The organism is Xanthomonas sp. WHRI 8393 (assembly GCF_040203315.1).
GTDB classification, from domain to species: domain Bacteria; phylum Pseudomonadota; class Gammaproteobacteria; order Xanthomonadales; family Xanthomonadaceae; genus Xanthomonas; species Xanthomonas arboricola.
On sequence record NZ_JBEGGL010000006.1, the window covers coordinates 106,075 to 125,130 of the forward strand.

The window sequence follows — 19,056 nt, forward strand, 5'->3', positions numbered from 1 at the left end:
CACCGGTCGACCGTGCCTTGCTCATGATCAACTACGCCGACGCACTTGCGATTGTCCATCAGCAGATCGCCGTGCTTGCCGGCGAGTGGGTGGACAGCGCCGATGCCGAGGGACGGGTGCTTGCGCAGGCGTTGTCGAGCCCGGCCGAGTTGCCGGCGTTCGACAACAGCGCGATGGATGGATTTGCGTTGGTCACCTCTGGCCGTGGCGCGATCGCCGGCAGCGAACATACGATCGGTGGCAGCGTTGCCGCAGGCGAAGATGTAGGTGGCATCACGGCGGGCAGCGCGTGGGAAATCATGACCGGCGCCGGTTTGCCCGCGGGCGCCGATGCCGTGGTGCCGATCGAGCAGGTGGACGTGCTGGCGCACGATGACGCGCGGCCCGGTCGCATCCGGCTGCGCGCCGATATCCGCGCCGGTCAGCATATTCGTCGACGTGGGGAAGATGTGGCCTTGCACGACCGCGTGATCGAGGCCGGTACCGTGCTGCGCGCCGCACACCTGATGCTGCTGGCCGGACTGGGCTGTGCGCGGGTGCAGGTGGTGCGGCGTCCGCGTGTGGCCTTGATTGCGACCGGCCGCGAGTTGATCGGCGATCCGGCGCAGCCGTTGCGGCCTGGCCAGATTCGCGATGGCACCAGCAGCTATCTGCTCAGCCAGCTGCGGGCAGCCGGTGCCGAACTGGTCTGGCATGGACAGGTGGGCGATGACGATGCCGGTTTCGATCTGGCGCTTGCGCAGGCGCGCGATGCGGGCGCCGAGGTGATTCTGAGCACTGGTGCGGTGTCGCGCGGTCGCTACGATTTCGTGCCCGATGCCTTGGCACGGCATGGCGCGGCGGTGCTGTTCCACAAGGTTGCGGTGCGGCCGGGCAAGCCGGTGCTGCTGGCGCGCTTCGCAGACGGTGCGCTGTATGTCGGTTTGCCGGGCAATCCGATGGCCAGCGCTGCCGGGCTGCGCTTTTTCGTGGAGCCGGCGCTGCGCGGTTTGCTTGGCATGCCGGCCGAGCGCGGCGTGCAGGTTGCGCTGGAAACTCCGATGCAGGCACGACCGCTGTGGCGGCAACACCTGCGCGCACGGTTGACCTGCAGCGCTGCCGGAGTGCTCTGCGTGCAGATCCTGCCGCAGCAGGAGTCGTTCCGCGTGGCGCCGTTGTTGCAGGCCAATGCGTGGGCGGTACTGGAGCCGCAGGACGAAGGCGCCGCGCCCGGTACGACAGCGCAGGTGTTCGGGCTGGGCCATCTGCAGCCGGCTGCACCGGCGATCGCGCCATGAGCCAGCACCTGCACGTCATGCGATGCCGTGCCGGCGAGCAGGCGGCATGAACGCGAGGCCTGCATGGACGGGCGTGGTGCTGGCCGGCGGCCGTTCCTCACGGATGGGGCAGGACAAGGCGCTGCTGCAGTGGCGCGAACGTCCATTGCTGGAGCACATGCAGGCGTTGCTGCGCGACGCCGGCGCGCACAATGTGGTGATCAGTGGCGATCGCCCGGACTACGCCGGGATTGCCGACGCGCAGCCGGACCTGGGGCCGCTTGGTGGCCTGGCCAGCGTGATCGATCAGCTAGCCGATGCAACGACACTGGTGGTGGTGCCGGTCGACATGCCGCTGCTGTCCCGGTCATTGCTGGAGCGGCTGTTGGCGCCACCGCATCGGCGCTGCGTTACCTTTGAAGACCAGATGCTGCCGATGCGGCTATACGTAGATGACGTTGTGCGTGAGGCGCTCACTGCGCAGATGGCAGGAACTGGTTCGTCACGCTCGCTGCGCGCCCTGCAGGCTGCGCTGCAATGCCATCGCATCGCTGTCACCGCCAGCGAACGCGCCGCGTTCGTCAATTGCAATACGCCCGAGCAGTGGAGTCAGCTCATTCATGAAAATCCAGATTGAAGCTCAGCAGCTGCGCTTCCGCATCGACGAAGCCGAACTGGCCGACTTGCTTGCCGGGCGCACAATCGAGAATCTAAGCCGCTTGCCGAGCGGGCAGGGCGCGCGACTGCTGCGCCACAGCGTCAGCCTGAGCGATGGTGACGCGGCCTGCAATTGCACTGCCGAGCATTGGCAGTTGTCGGTGCCGCGCGATGCGCTGGAACAGCATGCACGGCAATTGCCCAGCCGCGAGGGATTGCGCTTCAGCTTCGATGCCGGTGCTGGCCATGCCGAACCGACGGCGTTGCAGGTGACCTTCGATATCGATGTGCGCGACAGTGCGCGCAAGCGCTTTCCGAAGGCCTGAAGTGCCGTAGACGCATACGCGCAGCGCTCATGCGTTGATTTCAAGACCCGCAGCAATGCCTGGCACCCGATCGCAGGCCAGGCCACGCGCCTTTAGCGCCGCTTCGATGGCCGCAGCATCGGCATCGCTGTAGCCGGCGCCACTGCGCAACGCGACCACATGCAGGCCTTCTGCGGCCAGTTGCAGCACCAGATGCTGTTGTGCGTCGGCCTGCCGCGGCAAGGCGCGGCGTGCGGCATCGCGTCTTGCCAGTTCCAGTACCGCGTCGGGGATGTCGTCGCCGATCAGCAGGACGTCGGCCAGATTCATCGCACGCAGTGCCTTGATGGTGAGCAGACCGGGATCGCCCGGGCCGGTGCCGACCAGCTGCACGCTGCCGCGCACCGGCACCGCACCGGCATCGTCCAGTGCCGCGATGAAGGCGCTTTCGGCTGCGTCGTCGTTGCCGGCCTGCAGCAGCAGCGGCACGTCGCCATCGATGACGCGGTCGAACCAGCGCCGGCGCCGGTTCATGTCGGGGAACTGGCTGCGGATGCGCTCGCGGTGACGCGCGAACATGCCGGCGAAGCGGCCGACCGAAACATCCAGTTCGCGTTCCAGCCGTTCGCGCAGGCGGCGCGCCAGCATCGGTGCGGCACCGGCGGAGGAAATGGCGATGACCAGCGGGTCGCGATCCACGATGGCGGGCACCTGATAGGTCGACAACTCGGCATCGTCCACCACATTGACCAGGCGCTGACGCGCGCCGGCAGCAGCGGCGACGCGTTGATTCAACTCGCCATCGTCGGTGGCGGCGACCACCAGCCACACGTCGTCGATCCAGGCGGGATCGAACTCGCCGTCCAGTTGTTCGAAACGGCCAGCCTGCATCAGTTCCGCCAGTTCGGGCGAGAGCGCATGCGCATACAGGCGGATCTGCGCACCGGCCTTGAGCAGCGCCAGCACCTTGCGCGTGGCGACCTCGCCACCACCGATGACCAGCACGGCGCGTGCCTGCAGGTTTGCGAACAGCGGGAACAACGGCATCAGACGTACTCCGAAAGGATGGCTCGCACCGACGGCATGTTGCATGGCACCATCAGGCCACGTCCACGCCTCGCTGCCGCCAATGCGTGTCTTGCTGGTCAACGATACCGAAAAGCCGATCGGCGAACTGCGTCAGGCACTGACGCGCGCCGGTTATACGGTGCTCGACGATGTAGCCTCCGTCGGTGCATTGCTGCACGCGGTACAGAGCCAGCAGCCGGATGTGGTGGTGATCGATGTCGACTCGCCCTCGCGCGATACCCTGGAGCAACTGTCGATGCTGCATGCACATGCGCCGCGGCCGGTGGTGATGTTTTCCGGCGATGGCGACGATGCGTTGATTCATGCGGCGGTCGGTGCCGGCGTCACCGCCTATGTGGTCGATGGCCTGGCGCCGGCGCGGCTGGCGCCGATCGTGCAGGTGGCGCTTGCGCGGTTTGCGCAGGAGAGCAGCATGCGCAAGCGCCTGGACGATGTGCAGCAGGCGCTGCAGGACCGCAAGCTGATTGATCGCGCCAAGGGCCTGCTGATGGAAAAACGCGGCCTGAGCGAGGCCGATGCCTACGCGGCGCTGCGCCAGCAGGCGATGAAGCAGGGCGTCAAACTGGCCGAAGTGGCGCGACGCATCGTGGCCATGGCCGAGTTGCTGGGATGAACACATGAGCCAAGCCGACCTCCCCGTATTGCGCGTGGCCTACATGCCGCTGATCGATTGCGCGCCCCTGGTCGCGGCGCAGCGGCTGGGCCTGGATCGCGTCCATGGGCTGCAACTGGACTTGCAACGGCAGGCCTCCTGGGCAGGCGTGCGCGACCGTCTGCTGGCCGGCGAGGTCGATGCGGCACATGCGCTGGCCAGCCTGGTGTATGCGATCGACCTGGGCATTGCCGGGCCGCAATGCCCGATGGCACTATTGATGACGCTCAATCACAACGGCCAGGCGATCACGCTGGCGCCTGCGCTTGCGCAGGCCCTGGAAGAGGGGCAGAGCTTGCCGCAGGCGCTGGCCAGCCTGGGCCGCCGCGCCGTGTTTGCGCAGACCTTCCCGACCGGCACGCATGCGCTGTGGCTCTATTACTGGCTGGCGGCACGTGGCGTTGACCCGATGCGCGACGTGGAGGTGCTCAGCATCCCGCCACCGCAGATGCCGGACGCGCTGGCCAGTGGCTTGGTCGACGGCTATTGCTCCGGCGAGCCATGGGCTGCGGTTGCGCAGGCGCAGGGCAGCGGTCGCCGGGTAATCCGCAGTGGCGAGCTGTGGGCTGGCCATCCGGAAAAGGTGCTGGCCTGCCGACGCGAATTCGCCGCGCTGCAACCCGAGTTGAGCGAACGCCTGACGGCCTGCGTACTGGATGCCTGTCGCTGGCTGGATGCGGACCCGGCAAATCGGGCGCAGTGTGCGCAATGGCTGGCCGAGCCGCAGCATATCGGGGTGTTGGCCGCGCATCTGGCCGCTTGCCTGGATGCCGATGCCGAAGCCGAGGCACATGCGAAGGATGTAACAGCGCTGGCCTTCCATGGCGATGGCGCGGTCAACATGCCGTGGCTGTCGGACGGTGAGTGGTTCCTGACCCAGTTCCAGCGCTGGGGCTGGCATGACATCCAGGAAGACGACATCGCGCGGCTGCGCGACATCCATCGACTGGACAACTATCGGCGCGCTGCCGCGCGCGTGGGCGTGGTTTCCCCCGAGGACGACCACCGCAGCAATCGGTTGTTCGATACGCCCTGAGCCCGGATGCCGAGCGCATCCGGCGGTAAGTCAGGCTGGGGTGGGTTGGATGAGAATGGATGCATTGGATCTTGCGGACAGAAGCCGAGGCGACGGCAACGGCGCGAGGCATGTGGTCTGCGGCTTGGTTGCAGGGTCCTTGCCCGCCCACCCTCGCAGGACACGCCGCAAGTACGTCCCTGTAGGCCCTTACGCGGCATCCATGCAGCGTAAGGTCCCGCGAGGGTGGGCGGGCAAGGACTTGTCGAGATGCTCGGTGTGCAGAGTTTTCAATAAAACAGCCTGCAAACTTCCTGGTGCGGTGTCCTCGCCGATTGCGGGACCGTGTGGCGGCATGGATGCTGCCACCGAGCCTGCACGGACGGATTCACGCCAGGTCCCGCGGGCGGCGAGGGCACCGCGCGCTCGACTGACACGGCTTTTGACCTGGATATTTGATCGGTATGCACGCGTCCTAGATGAGGCTTCCGAGCACAGCCGTGTATTAGCTCTGTTGGGCGCTGTTAGTCATGCCAAGCGACAGAGCCTGCGATACAGGGTGCACGCTGTTGGTGCAAGGCTGCACGAAAGACGGGACTGGTGAGCTGCGCTGGCGTGTCGGTAGGCTGTCGTGAAATCGGACGCAATGCATCCAAAACGCTATTTTTCAATGACTTGTATCGTCGTGATGCTCAGGTGAGCAAGTTGGCACGTTGATTGCGTAGTGACTCCGTGCAGGTGCAACGGCGTACCTGCCACAACACGAACACGATGCAGCGGATCAACGGCGATCCGCACGCATCCAGGACAACGGCGTCCTTCCGGTTTTACCGGAGGGGCGCCGTTTTTTTTGGCCATCGCATTCGAAGAGGTCTCTATGCAGCGCTCGTTCTGGCGATCCGGGCACACGCCCACCTTGTTCGCATCCTTCCTGTATTTCGACCTGAGCTTCATGGTGTGGTATCTGCTCGGTCCGCTGCAGGTACCGATTGCGCAGTCGCTGGGGCTCGATACGCAGCAGCGTGCCTTGATGGTGGCGGTGCCGATCCTGTGCGGCGCGGTGCTGCGGCTGGTGCTGGGCATGCTGGCCGACCGTATCGGTGCCAAGCGCGCGGGCGTTGTCGCACAAGTTGCGGTGATCGCTTCGTTGTTTGGTGCCTGGCAGTTCGGCGTGCACAGCATGGGGCAAGTGTTGTTGCTGGGCGTGTTGCTCGGCATTGCCGGCGCTTCGTTCGCGGTTGCGCTGCCGCTGGCCTCGCGCTGGTACCCGCCCGAGCATCAGGGCACCGCGATGGGGATTGCCGGGGCGGGCAACTCCGGCACCGTGCTGGCGGCGTTGTTCGCACCGATGCTGGCGTTGGCGTTCGGTTACCAGAACGTGTTCGGACTGGCATGCATTCCGCTGCTGCTGACGCTGGTCGTATTCGTCCTGATTGCGAAAGAAGCGCCCGTACCGGTCGCGCGCAAGCGCTGGTCCGACTATGGCCGCGTGTTGGTGGCCAACCGCGACGCGTGGCGCTTCATGTTTTTCTATTCGGTGACCTTTGGCGGTTTTTCCGGGTTTGCCAGTGCATTGCCGGGCTACTTCCACGACCAGTTCGGCTTCGATGCGCGCACTGCAGGGTGGGCGACGGCTGCCTGCGTATTGGCGGGTTCGGTGATGCGTCCGTTGGGCGGCGTGATTGCGGACCGCATTGGCGGCACGCGCGCCTTGCTCACCGTCTATCTGCTGGTGGCTGCGCTGGTGGGCATCGCAGGCTTCGGCGCGGGCGGGGCAATGGTGACGCTGGCCTTGTTCGTACTGACCCTGCTGTGTCTGGGTGCCGGCAATGGCGCGGTGTTTCAGCTGGTGCCGCAGCGGTTTGCGCAGGACATCGGCGTGATGACCGGCTTGATCGGCATGGCCGGCGGCATCGGCGGGTTTGCGCTGGCTGCGGGCCTGGGCGTGCTCAAGCAGCACACCGGCAGTTATGCGATGGGCATGTGGTTGTTCGCTGCGTTCGCACTCGGTGGTTGGGCGTTGCTGGCCGGGGTCAAGACACAGTGGCGTAGCGAATGGTCCAGTGCCGGCGCGGCGCGGGTCTGACATGTCGACAGGAATCCAGGCAATGAAGCAACCCAGACTCGTCGTCATCGGCAATGGCATGGCCGGCATCCGCACCGTGGAGGAGCTGCTCAAGCTGATGCCGGGCATGTACCAGATCACCGTGTTCGGGGCCGAGCCGCATCCCAACTACAACCGCATCCTGCTGTCGCCGGTGTTGGCCGGCGAGCAGGAGTTCGACGACATCGTGCTCAATCCGTTGCAGTGGTATCAGGACAACGGCATCCGCTTGCATCTGAACAAGGAAGTCACCCGCATCGATCGGGTACGTCGCCGCGTGATCGCCGCCGATGGCACCGAGGCGGAATACGACCGCTTGTTGATCGCCACTGGTTCGGTGCCGTTCGTGTTGCCGATTCCCGGTAACGAATTGAAGGGCGTGATCGGCTACCGCGATATCCAGGACACCCGCACGATGATCGAGACCGCGCGCAGCAAGCGGCACGCGGTGGTGATCGGTGGCGGTCTGCTTGGGCTGGAAGCGGCCAATGGCCTGAAGCTGCGCGGGATGGACGTGACCGTGGTGCATCTGGCCGGGTGGTTGCTGGAGCGCCAGCTCGATCCGGTAGCCGGCAATCTGCTGCAGCAGGCCCTGCGCGCGCGCGGGCTGGAGTTCAGGCTGAGCACGGCGACCAGTGCAGTGCTGGGCAACGCGCAGGGCGAGGTAATTGGCGTGAAGTTCGCCGATGGCAGCGAGATCCCGGCCGATCTGGTGGTGATGGCAGCGGGCATCCGCCCGAATACGCGGCTGGCCGAAGAAGCCGGCATCCACTGCGCGCGCGGCATCGTGGTCAACGACAGTCTGCAAAGCTTCGACCCACGCGTGTACGCAGTGGGCGAATGCGCAAACCATCGTGGCATTGCCTACGGACTGGTGGCGCCGCTGTTCGAGCAGGCCAAGGTGTGCGCGAATCACCTGGCGCAGTTCGGTATCGGCATCTATCGCGGTTCGGTGGCGTCGACCAAGCTCAAGGTCACCGGGATCGATCTGTTCTCCGCCGGCGATTTCATGGGCGGCGATGGCTGCGAGGAGATCGTGCTGTCCGACCCGGCCGGCGGGGTCTACAAGAAGCTAGTGATCCGCGACGACGTGCTGGTCGGCGCCTGCCTGTACGGCGACACCAGCGATGGCGGCTGGTACTTCAAGCTGCTCAAGGACGGCACGCCGATCCGGGCGCAGCGCGATCAACTGATCTTCGGCGAAAGCGCGCTGGGCGATGCCGGTACCGGCGGACAGGATCGCGCCAGTGCGATGGCCGACAGCGACGAGGTCTGCGGCTGCAACGGCGTGTGCAAGGGCACCATCGTCAAAGCCATCAGCGAGCAGGGGTTGTTCACCGTCGACGAGGTGAAGAAGCACACCAAGGCCGCCAGTTCCTGCGGGTCATGTACCGGCCTGGTCGAGCAGATCCTGATGAACTGCCTGGGCTCCAACTTCCAGGAAACACCGAAAACCAAGGCGGTCTGCGCCTGCACCGATCTGAGCCATGGCGATGTGCGGCGCGCCATTGCCGAACACAAGCTGCTGACCCATGCGCAGGCCTATGCCTTCATGGAATGGCGCACGCCCAACGGCTGCGCCACCTGCCGGCCGGCGATCAACTACTACATGTTGTCGAGCTGGCCGCATGAGGCCATCGACGATCCGCAATCGCGTTTCATCAACGAGCGTGCGCACGCCAACATCCAGAAGGACGGTACCTTCTCGGTGATTCCGCAGATGAAGGGCGGGGTGACCAATGCCGGCGAGCTGCGCCGCATTGCCGATGTCGCCGACAAATACGCGGTGCCGATGGTCAAGGTGACCGGCGGCCAGCGCATCGACCTACTCGGGGTCAAGAAGGAAGATCTGGTCGATGTCTGGCGCGATCTGGGCATGCAGTCCGGGCATGCGTACGGCAAGTCGATTCGCACGGTGAAGACCTGCGTGGGCAGCGAGTTCTGCCGCTTCGGAACCCAGAACAGCACGCAAATGGGCATCGATCTGGAAACCATGCTGGCCAATATGTGGAGCCCGCACAAGGTCAAGCTGGCGGTGTCCGGCTGCCCGCGCAATTGCGCCGAATCCGGCATCAAGGACGTGGGCATCATTGCGGTGGATTCGGGGTGGGAGCTGCATGTGGGCGGTAATGGCGGCATCAAGACCGAGGTCGCCCGCTTCCTGGTCAAGGTGAGCACCGCCGAGGAAGTGCGCGAATACACCGGTGCGTTTCTGCAGCTGTATCGCGAGCAGGCGTATTACCTGGATCGCACCGTGCACTACATCGCACGGGTGGGGCTGGATTACATCCGCGCACAAGTGGTGGATGACGCGGCCAACCGGCGTGCCTTGTACGAACGCCTGCTGTACTCGCTGGAAGGCCTGGTCGACCCGTGGAAGGCGCGTATCGCCGGCGAACGGAAGCAGGAGTACCAACCCTTGCGCATCGCCGCGCCGGCCGCAACGGTGGAGGAATGAGCATGCAGCAGGCCGCGTGGATTCGCGTGTGTGCGCTGCAGGAGCTGCCTGCATTGGGTGCGCGCGTACTCGAGATCGAGGGCATTGCACCGATCGCCTTGTTCCGCACCGCCAGCGATCAGGTGTTTGCGTTGCGCGACCGTTGCCCGCACAAGGGCGGGCCGTTGTCGCAGGGTATCGTGGCCGGCGACACGGTGACCTGCCCGTTGCATGGCTGGGCGATCGCCTTGCAGAGCGGCCAGGCCTGCGCACCGGATGTGGGCTGCGCGCCGCGTTACCCGGTCAAGGTCGAAGCCGATGCGGTATGGATCGTGTTGCAGCCGGTATCGCTGCCGGATGCAGTCGCCGAGCCGGCCGCATGAGCGACGGCCAGCAGCTACCTTTGATCGATGCGGCGGTACAGCCGCAGACGTCTGCGCCGATGCATCGCATCACCCGGTCGACCTGCTGCTACTGCGGGGTGGGCTGCGGGGTGCTGATCCACAGCGAGCACGACACGCATGGCGAACGCATCGTCGGCATCGAAGGCGACCCGCTGCATCCGGCCAATCATGGCCGGTTGTGCAGCAAGGGCCTGGCCTTACCGCAGACCGCCGCCGGTACGCAGGGGCGCGTGCTCGCGCCGGAGCTGCGTCGTCATCGGCAGGCACCGCGGGCGGCGGTGAGCTGGGATCAGGCGCTCGATCACGTCACCGGCAAGCTGGCGGCGATCGTCGAGGAGCACGGCGCGGACGCGGTGGCGTTCTATCTCTCGGGGCAGCTGCTGACCGAGGACTATTACGTCTTCAACAAGCTCGCCAAGGGCCTGCTGGGCACCAACAACATCGACACCAACTCGCGCCTGTGCATGTCCAGCGCGGTCACCGCCTACAAGCTGGCGCTGGGCGCCGATGGCCCGCCCACCTGTTACGAGGATCTGGAGCTGGCACAGACGGTACTGTTTGCCGGCAGCAACATGGCGTATGCGCATCCGGTGCTGTTTCGCCGGCTGGAAGAGGCGCGGGCGAAAAATCCCGCCATTCGCTGGGTCGTGATCGATCCGCGTCGCACCGACACCGCGGCCATGGCCGACCTGCACCTGGCGATCGAACCCGGGACAGACGTCGCCCTGTTCAACGGCATGCTGCATCACCTGATCTGGGAGGGTCTGGTGGATGCGCGTTTCGTTGCGGCGCATACCGAGGATTTCGACGCCCTCAAGCACATGCTGCGCGAGTACACCCCGCGCATGAGCGCCGAGATCTGCGGTATCTCGCACGAGGACCTGGTGCAGGCGGCAGAGTGGTTCGGGCGTAGCCCGGCGGCGCTGTCGCTGTACTGCATGGGCCTGAACCAGTCCGCGCAGGGCACCGACAAGAATCTGGCCCTGATCAATCTGCATCTGGCGACGGGGCAGATCGGCAAGCCGGGCGCAGGGCCGTTTTCGCTGACCGGCCAGCCCAATGCGATGGGTGGGCGCGAGGTCGGCGGCATGGCGACGATGCTGGCGGCGCATCGCGAGATCGGCAATGCCGACGATCGTGCGGAACTGGAACGTCTGTGGCAGTTGCCCGCCGGCCGTCTGAGTGCCACGGCCGGCACACCGGCCGTGCAGTTGTTCGAGCGTCTGCGTGCGGGCACGTTGAAAGCGGTGTGGATCGTCTGCACCAACCCCGTGCATTCGATGCCGGAGGTGGAGGGCATTCGCGCCGCACTGGAACAGGCCGAACTGGTGATCGTGCAGGATGCGTTTTCCGGCACCGACACCGTGCCGTATGCCGACGTGCTGTTGCCGGCCGCCAGTTGGGGCGAGAAGGACGGCACCGTGACCAATTCCGAGCGCCGTATCACCCGCGTGCGCAAGGCGGTGGACGCGCCGGGCCAGGCGCGCGCGGACTGGTGGATCGCCCGCGAAGTAGCACGCCGGCTAGAAGCGCGTCTGGCACCTGCCAGCGGCGCAGGGCTGTTCGGGTTCGACAGCACCGTGCAGATCTTCGACGAGCATCGCGCGTTGACGGTGGGGCGCGATCTGGACATCGGCGGGCTGGATTACCCGCTGCTGGATGACGGGCCGCAGCAGTGGCCGTTCCCTGCCGGCGCCGCACACGGGCAGGTGCGACGCTATACCGATGGCGTGTTCGCCACCGGCAACGGGCGCGCGCGCTTCCACGCCACGCCGTATCGCAAGGTGGCCGAGCCGACTTCGGCCCGCTTTCCGATGCGCTTGCTGACCGGCCGCCTGCGCGATCAATGGCATGGCATGTCGCGCAGCGGACGCGTGCCGGCAGCGTTTGCGCATAGCCCCGAACCCGCGTTGCGCATGCATCCGGACGACGCAGCACGACGCGGCCTGGTCGCCGGCGAGCTGGTGCAGATCGCCAGCAAGCGCGCTGCGCTGGTGCTGCCGCTGGAACTGTCCGACGAACTGCGCTCGGGCAGCGTGTTCGCCGCAATGCATTGGAGCGGGCAGCACCTGTCCAGCGGCGGCATCAACGAAGTGAGCAGCCCCGCGGTGGATGCGCGCTCGCAGCAGCCCGAGCTCAAGCATGCGGCGGTGCGGGTGGAGAAGGCGGTGTTCGGCTGGCATCTGCTCGCTGCCCGGCGCGGCGATGCGTTGGCCTTGCAACAGGCACTGCAGCCGCTGTTGCGCGACTGCGGCTATGCATCGCTGCGGCTGCATGCCGAGCCGCTGGCCGAGGCCGGCGGGCACTGGGCGGTCCTGCACGCGGCCTGCGAACGCGCGCCGGATGCGCATTGGCTCGATCGCCTGATCGCCGCATTGCAGTTGCCGGCCGGCGCAGACGTGCTGGAGTACCGCGACCCGCACCGCGGGCTGCTGCGTCGTGTGGGCTGGCGCATGCAGGACGGCCACAGCCATATCGACGGCCTGCTGCTCAGCGCGGCGCAGCCCAGCGAGGCCAATCAGGCGTTGTTGCGTAGCGCATTGGCAGGCCGGCCCTGGCGCGGCCCGCGGCTGGCGGTGTTTGCGCAGACGCAGGGCGCACCCAGCGACCCGATCGTCTGCAGCTGCATGCAGGTGTCGAGTGCTGCGATCCATGCCGCCATCGACGACGGCGCTGACCTGCACCAGCTCAAACAACGCCTGGGCTGCGGCACGGTCTGCGGCTCCTGTGTTCCGCAACTCACCCGGCTGTGCCGGCAACCCCGACACGCCTGAGTGCCTGTCCCGACCTCCACATATTGCGAGACCTGCTCATGTCAGTCATTCCGTCCTGCGCGCGTGATGTGGTGTTGTTGTCCGCCGGCCCCGGCGATCTGGATCTGCTCACCATCAAGGCGGTCAAGGCGCTGGCTGCCGCGCAGGTGGTGTTGCTGGACGATCTGGCCAACCCGCAGATCGTCGAACTCGCACCGCAGGCGCGGGTGGTCCGGGTCGGCAAGCGCGGTGGCTGCCGCTCGACGCCGCAGGACTTCATCTGCCGGCTGATGCGGCGCTACGCCGTGCAGGGCTTGCGCGTGGTGCGCGTCAAAGGCGGCGAGGCGCTGCTGTTCGGGCGCGCGGGCGAGGAGATCAGCTTCCTGCGCCGCGCCGGTGTGGGCGTGCAGATCATCAACGGCGTCAGTGCCGCATTCGCCGCCGCATCCGCACTGGAAGTGTCGCTGACCCATCGCAGCCATTGCCACGGCATCACCTTCGTCACCGCGCATACGCACGATCACGGCGAGCCGAATTGGGGCGCACTGGCCGCCAGCGGCACCACGCTGGGCATCTACATGGGCCTGCGGCGTGCCGATGCCTTGGCTACCGCGTTGCTGGCGCATCTGCCGGCCAGCACGCCGGCGGCCATCGTGCAGGCCGCCACCCGGCCCGAGCAGCAACGCCGGCTGACCACCCTGGGCGAGCTGGGACTTACCGCCGCCGGCATGCTGCCGGGCTTGCCGACCTTGCTGCTGGTGGGCGCTGCCTTGTCCGAGGCGGCAGCGCAGTGCGACGACCGCTTCGGCATGGCGCTGGAGCAGGCAGCGGGATGAGCGCGATCTGCTGAGCGCCGCGTGCGGCGATCCGCGCACCATCGTCGGCGCGTCTCAACGGGCAACGCGGTGTGCGAAGCACGCCCGCGCGGGTGTCGCTACGTGATGCGCACGCGCTACAGGCGAGAGGTCACACCGAGCAAGGCCGGCCTGCGGTGAGCAGTGCGCAGCATGTAGCCGCATCGCTTGCCGCTCCCGGTTCCGGTTTTCTGGCGCATTGGACAGCAGTGGACAGGGCAGGACAGTGATCGATCAGACCCATGCTGCATGCCCGGTGGAGCGGCGACGGCTGCACAGTCAGTTCGCCGTTATGGCCGCATTGGTAGCGCTACCGATGGATAAAACGCGGACCCTCTTGCGGCGCGTGGCAGGAGTGCAAGATTTGCACAGCGAGCGCAGCTGTTTTTTCCTGCATTGTGGCGCTTGGCGCCGTCTCGCATGGCTGCACGGCTTGGCACGATAGTTGCGTTACCCCTCCTACCAGTGGCGTGATCGACGCATCGAGAGGAGGCACAGTGGAAGACGGACAAAGCAGTACTCGTAGCCGGCGCGGTTTTGCCGCATTGGATCCTGAAAAGCGCCGCGTGTTGGCGAGCAGCGGCGGCAAGGCAGCACATGCCAGCGGGAACGCACACGAATTTACCAGCGATGAGGCACGCGAAGCTGGCCGCAAGGGCGGCCAGGCCGTGAGCCGCGATCGCGATCATATGTCGCGGATCGGCAGCAAGGGTGGGCGTTCCAAGCAAGCCAAACCTCAGGAAGAGGCCGTCTAGGCGAGCGTGCGGCGCGCATCCGGCGCGCCGTTCTCGCTGCAGCGGACCGCAGGCCCTGCACGTCACGTGCAGGGCCTGCGGCGTTTTTGCGGACACCTCCGCCGCGTCAGCAGATCGGCCTGAACAATCGATTGCAGTTGTGTGTGTTCTTTGAAGCATTTGCGTCTTGCCTTGCTCGGCCAAGCTGTGACGCAGAGGTTGATGTGCAATGCATCGTCAGGCCCTGGGAAGTTTTTTCACTCGTCCTCGCGCGCACGCGATCGATTGCAGGGAAATATCTGCCCATTCCCCGGCGCGCTCACCCAGGCGACTGCAGGATTTGCATCCATTGCAGAATTTTCGTGATCGGCGGCCCGGGCTGGCTCCCTGAGGGTTGATGGAAGGCTCGGGATGCCACTGCATGGCAGCGCGTCTGCGTTGGCCCTTGCGACCGACAAGCATTGCAGCCGTGTCAGCGCACACGCAGCGTCAAGCCAACGACCGCTTCGTCACGACATTGCGCCTGCCGAAGGTGACGCGCCCGTTGTCGCGGGACTTGTCGACGCGCACACTCGCAAAGTCGGCCCTAACCGGACTCGACCTTACGGGCGGTTGCCATCATCGGGTTCGTCGTCGAATGGACCGCCATGCTCGGAGCGCTTACGCTGGCCGTCTTTCATTGGACGGCACCGGTAATGACACAGCGCATGGCGTATCCGATCGGCACACCACGGCAGCCCTGGGGCGAGGCAGAGCGCGCTGCATGGCGCGCACGCCAGCTGCGTCAGCGCAGTCATGCTGACGATGTGGTGCAAGTGATCGATGCACTGGATGCCAGTTATGAGCGCGTGCATTACGGAACGATCCCGGCGGCATCCGAGCAATACCCGTTGATCGCGCTGCGCAGCGTGGCGTGGGACGCCGCTTTGCCCTGCGCGCTGGTGACCGGTGGCGTGCATGGCTATGAAACTAGCGGCGTGCAGGGCGCGCTGCAGTTTCTGCAGCAACGCGCGGCGGCCTATGCAGGCAAGCTCAATCTGCTGGTGGTGCCTTGCGTCAATCCATGGGGCTACGAGCGGATCCAGCGCTGGAATGCCGATGCTATCGACCCCAATCGCGCGTTTCGCCAGGACAGCCCGGCCGCCGAGTCGGCGGCATTGATGCAGCTGGTCGCCCCAGTGGCCGGCCAGATGCTGGTGCATATCGATCTGCACGAAACCACCGACAGCGACGAGAGCGAATTTCGTCCGGCCCTGGCTGCGCGTGATGGCGTCGACTTCGTGCCCGGCAGCATTCCGGATGGGTTTTACCTGGTGGGCGATAGCGAAGATCCGCAACCGCAGTTTCAGCAGGCCATCGTTGCCGCTGTCGCCGAGGTCACCCATATCGCACCTGCCGATGCGAACGGCCAGATCATCGGCGCAGCGGTGGTCGCTCCTGGCGTCATCAACTACCCGGTGCGGCGTCTGGGCCTGTGCGCGGGCGTCACCGACGCGCGCTATCGCACCACCACCGAGGTGTATCCGGACAGCCCGCGCGCAACGCCCGCGCAGTGCAACGCCGCGCAGGTGGCGGCCATCTGCGCGGCGCTGGACTACGCGCTCGCCCAGCGCTGACAGCATGGACTGGCGCCAGATCGACGCTGGCGTCGCGGCGATGCCAGCCATCTGCAGCACGGCCCACGCATGCATGCCCTGAGCCACCGCACGGCTAGACTATGCAGTTCTTCAAGCGCATGGACGACCCCGAATGACTCACGATGCGATAGACGGTGCACGCAGACGCCTGCTGGGCGGCGCGATGGGAATGGCCATCAGCGGCGGCGTGCTTGCCAGGCAACCCAAGACGGAGAACACGATGGCGCAGGACACGCAGTGGCAGGATGGCAGCTGGCTCAATCGGCCACGGACCGTCGCAATCAGTGGCGGCACCTTGGACGTGGTTACCGACAAGGCCACCGACTTCTGGCGCAAGACGCATTACGGATTCACGCGCGATAGCGGGCATTTTTTCGGTATCACCGCCGCAGCGCGTTTCACTGCGCAGTTGCGGGTGCGCGCGCAGTACGAGTCGCTCTACGATCAGGCCGGCATCATGGTGCGTGTGGACGAGCAGCATTGGGTCAAGGCGGGTATTGAACTGAGCGATGGCCGCGCGATGCTCAGTAGCGTGTTGACCAACCCGGTCTCGGACTGGGCGACCGGCCCTTACGAGGCCGACCCCAAGGACTTCTGGATACGCGCCACCGTTGCCGACGGCGTTCTGCGCCTGCAGGTGTCGGCCGATGGCCGGACCTGGCCGCTGGTGCGGCTTTGCCCGTTTCCTGTTGCCGATACGTACCAGGTCGGGCCGATGTGCTGCACGCCGGAGCGTGCCGGGCTGAAGGTGCGTTTTTCCGACTGGACGCTAGGTCCGCCGCTGGGCAAGGACTTGCACGATCTGAGTTGATGGCCGTGTGGCAACGCAGCTTGCGCGCTGCGTTGCCACGCACATCACTGCAGGAGGCGAGGGCGGCGTAGTGTGGGTCGATCAAGGACGATGCACGCGCCGACTGCACGCGGGCAGCTCGGATCACGGCAAGCGCTGTTCTGCCACCGCGCTTGCCACATATGCCGCCACCAGCTCCGCCTCCATCGGCCGGGCCAGCAGATAGCCCTGCGCTTCATCGCATCCCCAACTGCGCAGCAGCGCGATTTCGTCGGCGTGTTCGATGCCTTCTGCCACGGTGCGATATCCCAGTGCACTGGCCAGGCGTACCACCGCCTCGGCGCGCAGCTGCATGCCGGCCTTGGGGGCGATGCCGGTCACCAGCGAGCGATCGAGCTTGAGCACGTTGACCGGCAGCTCGGTGAGGTAACCGAAGTTGCTGTAGCCGGTGCCGAAGTCGTCGATGGCGACATTGACTCCGGCGTCACGCAGGGCGCGCAGCCGTGGCACGGCCTCCACATTGCTGCGCAGCCAGCGGCCCTCGGTGATCTCCAGCTCGATGCGCTGGGTGGGGATGGCCAGCTCCCTGCAGCGATGGATGACGTCTGCGGCGAGATTGCGGTTGCCAAAATCGCGCGAAGACAGATTGATCGACATGGAGAAGTCCAGCCCCTGCGCACGCCAGCTGGCCAACTGCACCAATGCGTTTTCGATCACCCAGTTGGTGACGGTGCACATCAAGGCGGTCTTTTCGAACAAGGGGATGAATTCGTCCGGACCGATCGGGCCAAGGCTGGCATGCCGCCAGCGCAACAGTGCCTCGAAGCCGGTCACCGACAAGTCTTCAAGGTTGATCCGTGGCTGGAACACCAGCCGGAAATCGCCTGCTTCCAGCGCCTTTTCGGCATCCAGTGCCAACCGGTACGAACGCTGGATCGCGTCGTCGTGCGAGGCGCTATACCAGCATACGATGGCGTGATTGCTGATCGCATCGCCCAGTGCCACCAGCCCCTTGCGCATGACGTCGTTGGTGTCCGGTTGTTGCGGTGCAAAGCGCACGACGCCAGCGTGAAAGGTCAACGACATCGGGATGCCGGCCGCGTCCATCGGCGCATGCAGCATGTCGCGCAGATCGAGCAATAGGTCTTCCATCTCGTCGGGCGCGGAATTCAACAGAAAAAACGCAAAGCGCATCGGTGCCACGTGATAGACGGTGGCTTTGCCGCGCAGCGCGCGCGTCAGTACATAGCTGGCGTGGCGCACCAGTTCTTCCAGCGGCTGCATGCCCAGTGCCTGACGTGCTTCATTGGCTGCCTGGGTGTCGTAGACCTCGATGAAGGCAGCGATGGTCGGTACGCAGTGGCTACCGAAGGCGAGGGCATCCAGGTCCGACTGCAACTGGCGTGCATTGAGCAGGCCGCTGTGCGGTTCGCGCCGCCCGGCGCCGAACTGCAGTTCCAGTTGCGCCGCGGCCACATTGGCGAACATCAGCAGCTGTTGGTGTTCCTGGCTGGCCAGGCGACGCTCGCGCGTATCGATCACGCACAAGGTGCCGGAGACGCCGGTCTGCGGTGCACCGACCGGGACGCAGGCAATAAAGCGCGCCGGCAAGCCCGGGAAGGCGGCGTCGCCCAGTTGGATCGGGGCAAGGGCGGCAGGTTCGATCAGTTCCGTGACGCCATTGGGCGCCGCAGACGCATGCCGGCACAATTCAATGGCCTGCTCGACATGGGCGGCACTGATGCCGCGCGCCGCCAGCACGCGCACGCGGCCGCCCTCGACGATGGTCAGTGCGGCCGCAGGCGCAACCAGGGCATGGCACAGCAGACGCGCGATCTGATCGAGCGGCTCCATGCCACCCAGGTCGATCGGCACGCCCGACCAGTCGAACTGCTGTTGCTGCCGTTTGGTGTCCAAAGCGAGCGTCATGTCGTCAGTTTCCGTGTTGAAGATCACACACTGCCTGGCTACTACAAACAAACCGAGGTCGTTGACAGGTGACGATCATCGGGCACTAAAACCTTTTCGAATAAGCCGGCCTCTTCAATAAACTCCATCGCAGGATATCGAGCGCGACAATAAACTGGACGGGCGGAGTGGCTGCACACAAATACCGCAATCAATGAACGGCGTCGACAGTTGGTGGTGGTCTTAATGGTAAAAGCGGGCTAATTAAATCAAATGACGGCACTGCATCGATCAGGTTTTCACTCCTGCACCGCAACATTCAACACAAAAGTTGTAGTCGAAATGGTTCGGCTCGCCAATATCCGGGTGGCCGCATCAGATCGCTTTAAATCATTCGGACTCATCCGGCCATATTCCGCTTTACCACTGAATTATGCCATGTTTTTATTTGAATTCTGCCG

The 19,056-nt window shown here is 65.5% G+C and carries 15 protein-coding genes; 13 read left to right on the top strand and 2 right to left on the bottom strand.

The features are described 5' to 3' along the window. Positions 1 to 23 precede the first annotated feature (23 nt). From ABQ137_RS18075 to ABQ137_RS18085, 3 genes are read left to right on the top strand one after another with little or no spacing between them, the layout of a single operon-like run. The gene (locus ABQ137_RS18075; RefSeq protein WP_349783296.1) at positions 24 to 1,277 is read left to right on the top strand and encodes a molybdopterin molybdotransferase MoeA; all 1,254 of its coding nucleotides are present in this window, start codon (positions 24 to 26) and stop codon (positions 1,275 to 1,277) included. A gap of 46 nt (positions 1,278 to 1,323) precedes the next feature. Then, entirely contained in the window at positions 1,324 to 1,893 is a 570-nt protein-coding gene (locus ABQ137_RS18080) for a molybdenum cofactor guanylyltransferase (RefSeq protein ID WP_349783297.1), read from the top strand. Beyond that, positions 1,877 to 2,239: a hypothetical protein gene (locus tag ABQ137_RS18085; protein ID WP_184455915.1), complete on the top strand. Its 363-nt coding sequence runs from the start codon at positions 1,877 to 1,879 to the stop codon at positions 2,237 to 2,239. The genes ABQ137_RS18080 and ABQ137_RS18085 overlap by 17 nt, the downstream gene beginning before the upstream one ends. Positions 2,240 to 2,266: 27 nt before the next feature. Here the strand turns inward: ABQ137_RS18085 and ABQ137_RS18090 are convergent, their stop codons facing one another. Beyond that, complete coding sequence (locus ABQ137_RS18090) at positions 2,267 to 3,265, bottom strand: NAD(P)-dependent oxidoreductase (RefSeq protein WP_349783298.1); 999 nt, start codon at positions 3,263 to 3,265, stop codon at positions 2,267 to 2,269. Between the two features lie 82 nt (positions 3,266 to 3,347). Here ABQ137_RS18090 and ABQ137_RS18095 point away from each other — a divergent pair, with 82 nt between their 5' ends. The 10 genes from ABQ137_RS18095 (at position 3,348) to ABQ137_RS18140 (ending at position 16,708) form a co-directional block, all read left to right on the top strand. Continuing rightward, complete coding sequence (locus ABQ137_RS18095; RefSeq protein WP_024940396.1) at positions 3,348 to 3,920, top strand: ANTAR domain-containing response regulator; 573 nt, start codon at positions 3,348 to 3,350, stop codon at positions 3,918 to 3,920. 4 nt (positions 3,921 to 3,924) lie between these two features. Next, positions 3,925 to 4,995, top strand: coding sequence for a CmpA/NrtA family ABC transporter substrate-binding protein (locus ABQ137_RS18100; RefSeq protein WP_349783299.1), 1,071 nt, complete (start codon positions 3,925 to 3,927; stop codon positions 4,993 to 4,995). Between the two features lie 895 nt (positions 4,996 to 5,890). After that, the gene (locus tag ABQ137_RS18105) at positions 5,891 to 7,060 is read left to right on the top strand and encodes a nitrate/nitrite transporter (protein WP_024940394.1); all 1,170 of its coding nucleotides are present in this window, start codon (positions 5,891 to 5,893) and stop codon (positions 7,058 to 7,060) included. A gap of 58 nt (positions 7,061 to 7,118) precedes the next feature. Beyond that, complete coding sequence (nirB, locus tag ABQ137_RS18110) at positions 7,119 to 9,536, top strand: nitrite reductase large subunit NirB (RefSeq protein ID WP_228911806.1); 2,418 nt, start codon at positions 7,119 to 7,121, stop codon at positions 9,534 to 9,536. After that, complete coding sequence (nirD, locus tag ABQ137_RS18115; RefSeq protein ID WP_024940392.1) at positions 9,533 to 9,898, top strand: nitrite reductase small subunit NirD; 366 nt, start codon at positions 9,533 to 9,535, stop codon at positions 9,896 to 9,898. Before nirB ends, nirD begins: the two co-directional genes overlap by 4 nt. A 59-nt stretch (positions 9,899 to 9,957) precedes the next feature. Continuing rightward, the gene (locus tag ABQ137_RS18120) at positions 9,958 to 12,693 is read left to right on the top strand and encodes a nitrate reductase (protein WP_503021236.1); all 2,736 of its coding nucleotides are present in this window, start codon (positions 9,958 to 9,960) and stop codon (positions 12,691 to 12,693) included. A gap of 68 nt (positions 12,694 to 12,761) precedes the next feature. Beyond that, complete coding sequence (gene cobA, locus ABQ137_RS18125; protein WP_349783327.1) at positions 12,762 to 13,508, top strand: uroporphyrinogen-III C-methyltransferase; 747 nt, start codon at positions 12,762 to 12,764, stop codon at positions 13,506 to 13,508. 515 nt (positions 13,509 to 14,023) lie between these two features. Beyond that, entirely contained in the window at positions 14,024 to 14,281 is a 258-nt protein-coding gene (locus tag ABQ137_RS18130) for a KGG domain-containing protein (protein ID WP_024940389.1), read from the top strand. 674 nt (positions 14,282 to 14,955) lie between these two features. Continuing rightward, positions 14,956 to 15,876, top strand: a complete 921-nt coding sequence (locus ABQ137_RS18135; RefSeq protein ID WP_102252116.1) for a M14 family metallopeptidase — start codon at positions 14,956 to 14,958, stop codon at positions 15,874 to 15,876. Positions 15,877 to 16,009: 133 nt separating this feature from the next. Next, positions 16,010 to 16,708 carry a DUF1349 domain-containing protein gene (locus ABQ137_RS18140; protein WP_024940387.1) on the top strand — a complete coding sequence of 233 codons (699 nt, stop codon included), beginning with the start codon at positions 16,010 to 16,012 and terminating at the stop codon, positions 16,706 to 16,708. A gap of 123 nt (positions 16,709 to 16,831) precedes the next feature. On the opposite strand, the gene ABQ137_RS18145 is transcribed toward ABQ137_RS18140, so the two are convergent. Beyond that, complete coding sequence (locus ABQ137_RS18145; protein WP_349783301.1) at positions 16,832 to 18,643, bottom strand: EAL domain-containing protein; 1,812 nt, start codon at positions 18,641 to 18,643, stop codon at positions 16,832 to 16,834. Positions 18,644 to 19,056: the final 413 nt, after the last annotated feature.

Excerpts from the sequence above, each read along its gene's own strand:
- ABQ137_RS18075 (WP_349783296.1), top strand. The coding sequence starts at position 24 with ATGATCAACTACGCCGACGCACTTGCGATTGTCCATCAGCAGATCGCC.
- ABQ137_RS18080 (WP_349783297.1), top strand. The coding sequence starts at position 1,324 with ATGAACGCGAGGCCTGCATGGACGGGCGTGGTGCTGGCCGGCGGCCGT.
- ABQ137_RS18085 (WP_184455915.1), top strand. The coding sequence starts at position 1,877 with ATGAAAATCCAGATTGAAGCTCAGCAGCTGCGCTTCCGCATCGACGAA.
- ABQ137_RS18090 (WP_349783298.1), bottom strand. The coding sequence starts at position 3,265 with ATGCCGTTGTTCCCGCTGTTCGCAAACCTGCAGGCACGCGCCGTGCTG.
- ABQ137_RS18095 (WP_024940396.1), top strand. The coding sequence starts at position 3,348 with ATGCGTGTCTTGCTGGTCAACGATACCGAAAAGCCGATCGGCGAACTG.
- ABQ137_RS18100 (WP_349783299.1), top strand. The coding sequence starts at position 3,925 with ATGAGCCAAGCCGACCTCCCCGTATTGCGCGTGGCCTACATGCCGCTG.
- nirB (WP_228911806.1), top strand. The coding sequence starts at position 7,119 with ATGGCCGGCATCCGCACCGTGGAGGAGCTGCTCAAGCTGATGCCGGGC.
- nirD (WP_024940392.1), top strand. The coding sequence starts at position 9,533 with ATGAGCATGCAGCAGGCCGCGTGGATTCGCGTGTGTGCGCTGCAGGAG.
- ABQ137_RS18120 (WP_503021236.1), top strand. The coding sequence starts at position 9,958 with ATGCATCGCATCACCCGGTCGACCTGCTGCTACTGCGGGGTGGGCTGC.
- ABQ137_RS18135 (WP_102252116.1), top strand. The coding sequence starts at position 14,956 with ATGACACAGCGCATGGCGTATCCGATCGGCACACCACGGCAGCCCTGG.
- ABQ137_RS18140 (WP_024940387.1), top strand. The coding sequence starts at position 16,010 with ATGACTCACGATGCGATAGACGGTGCACGCAGACGCCTGCTGGGCGGC.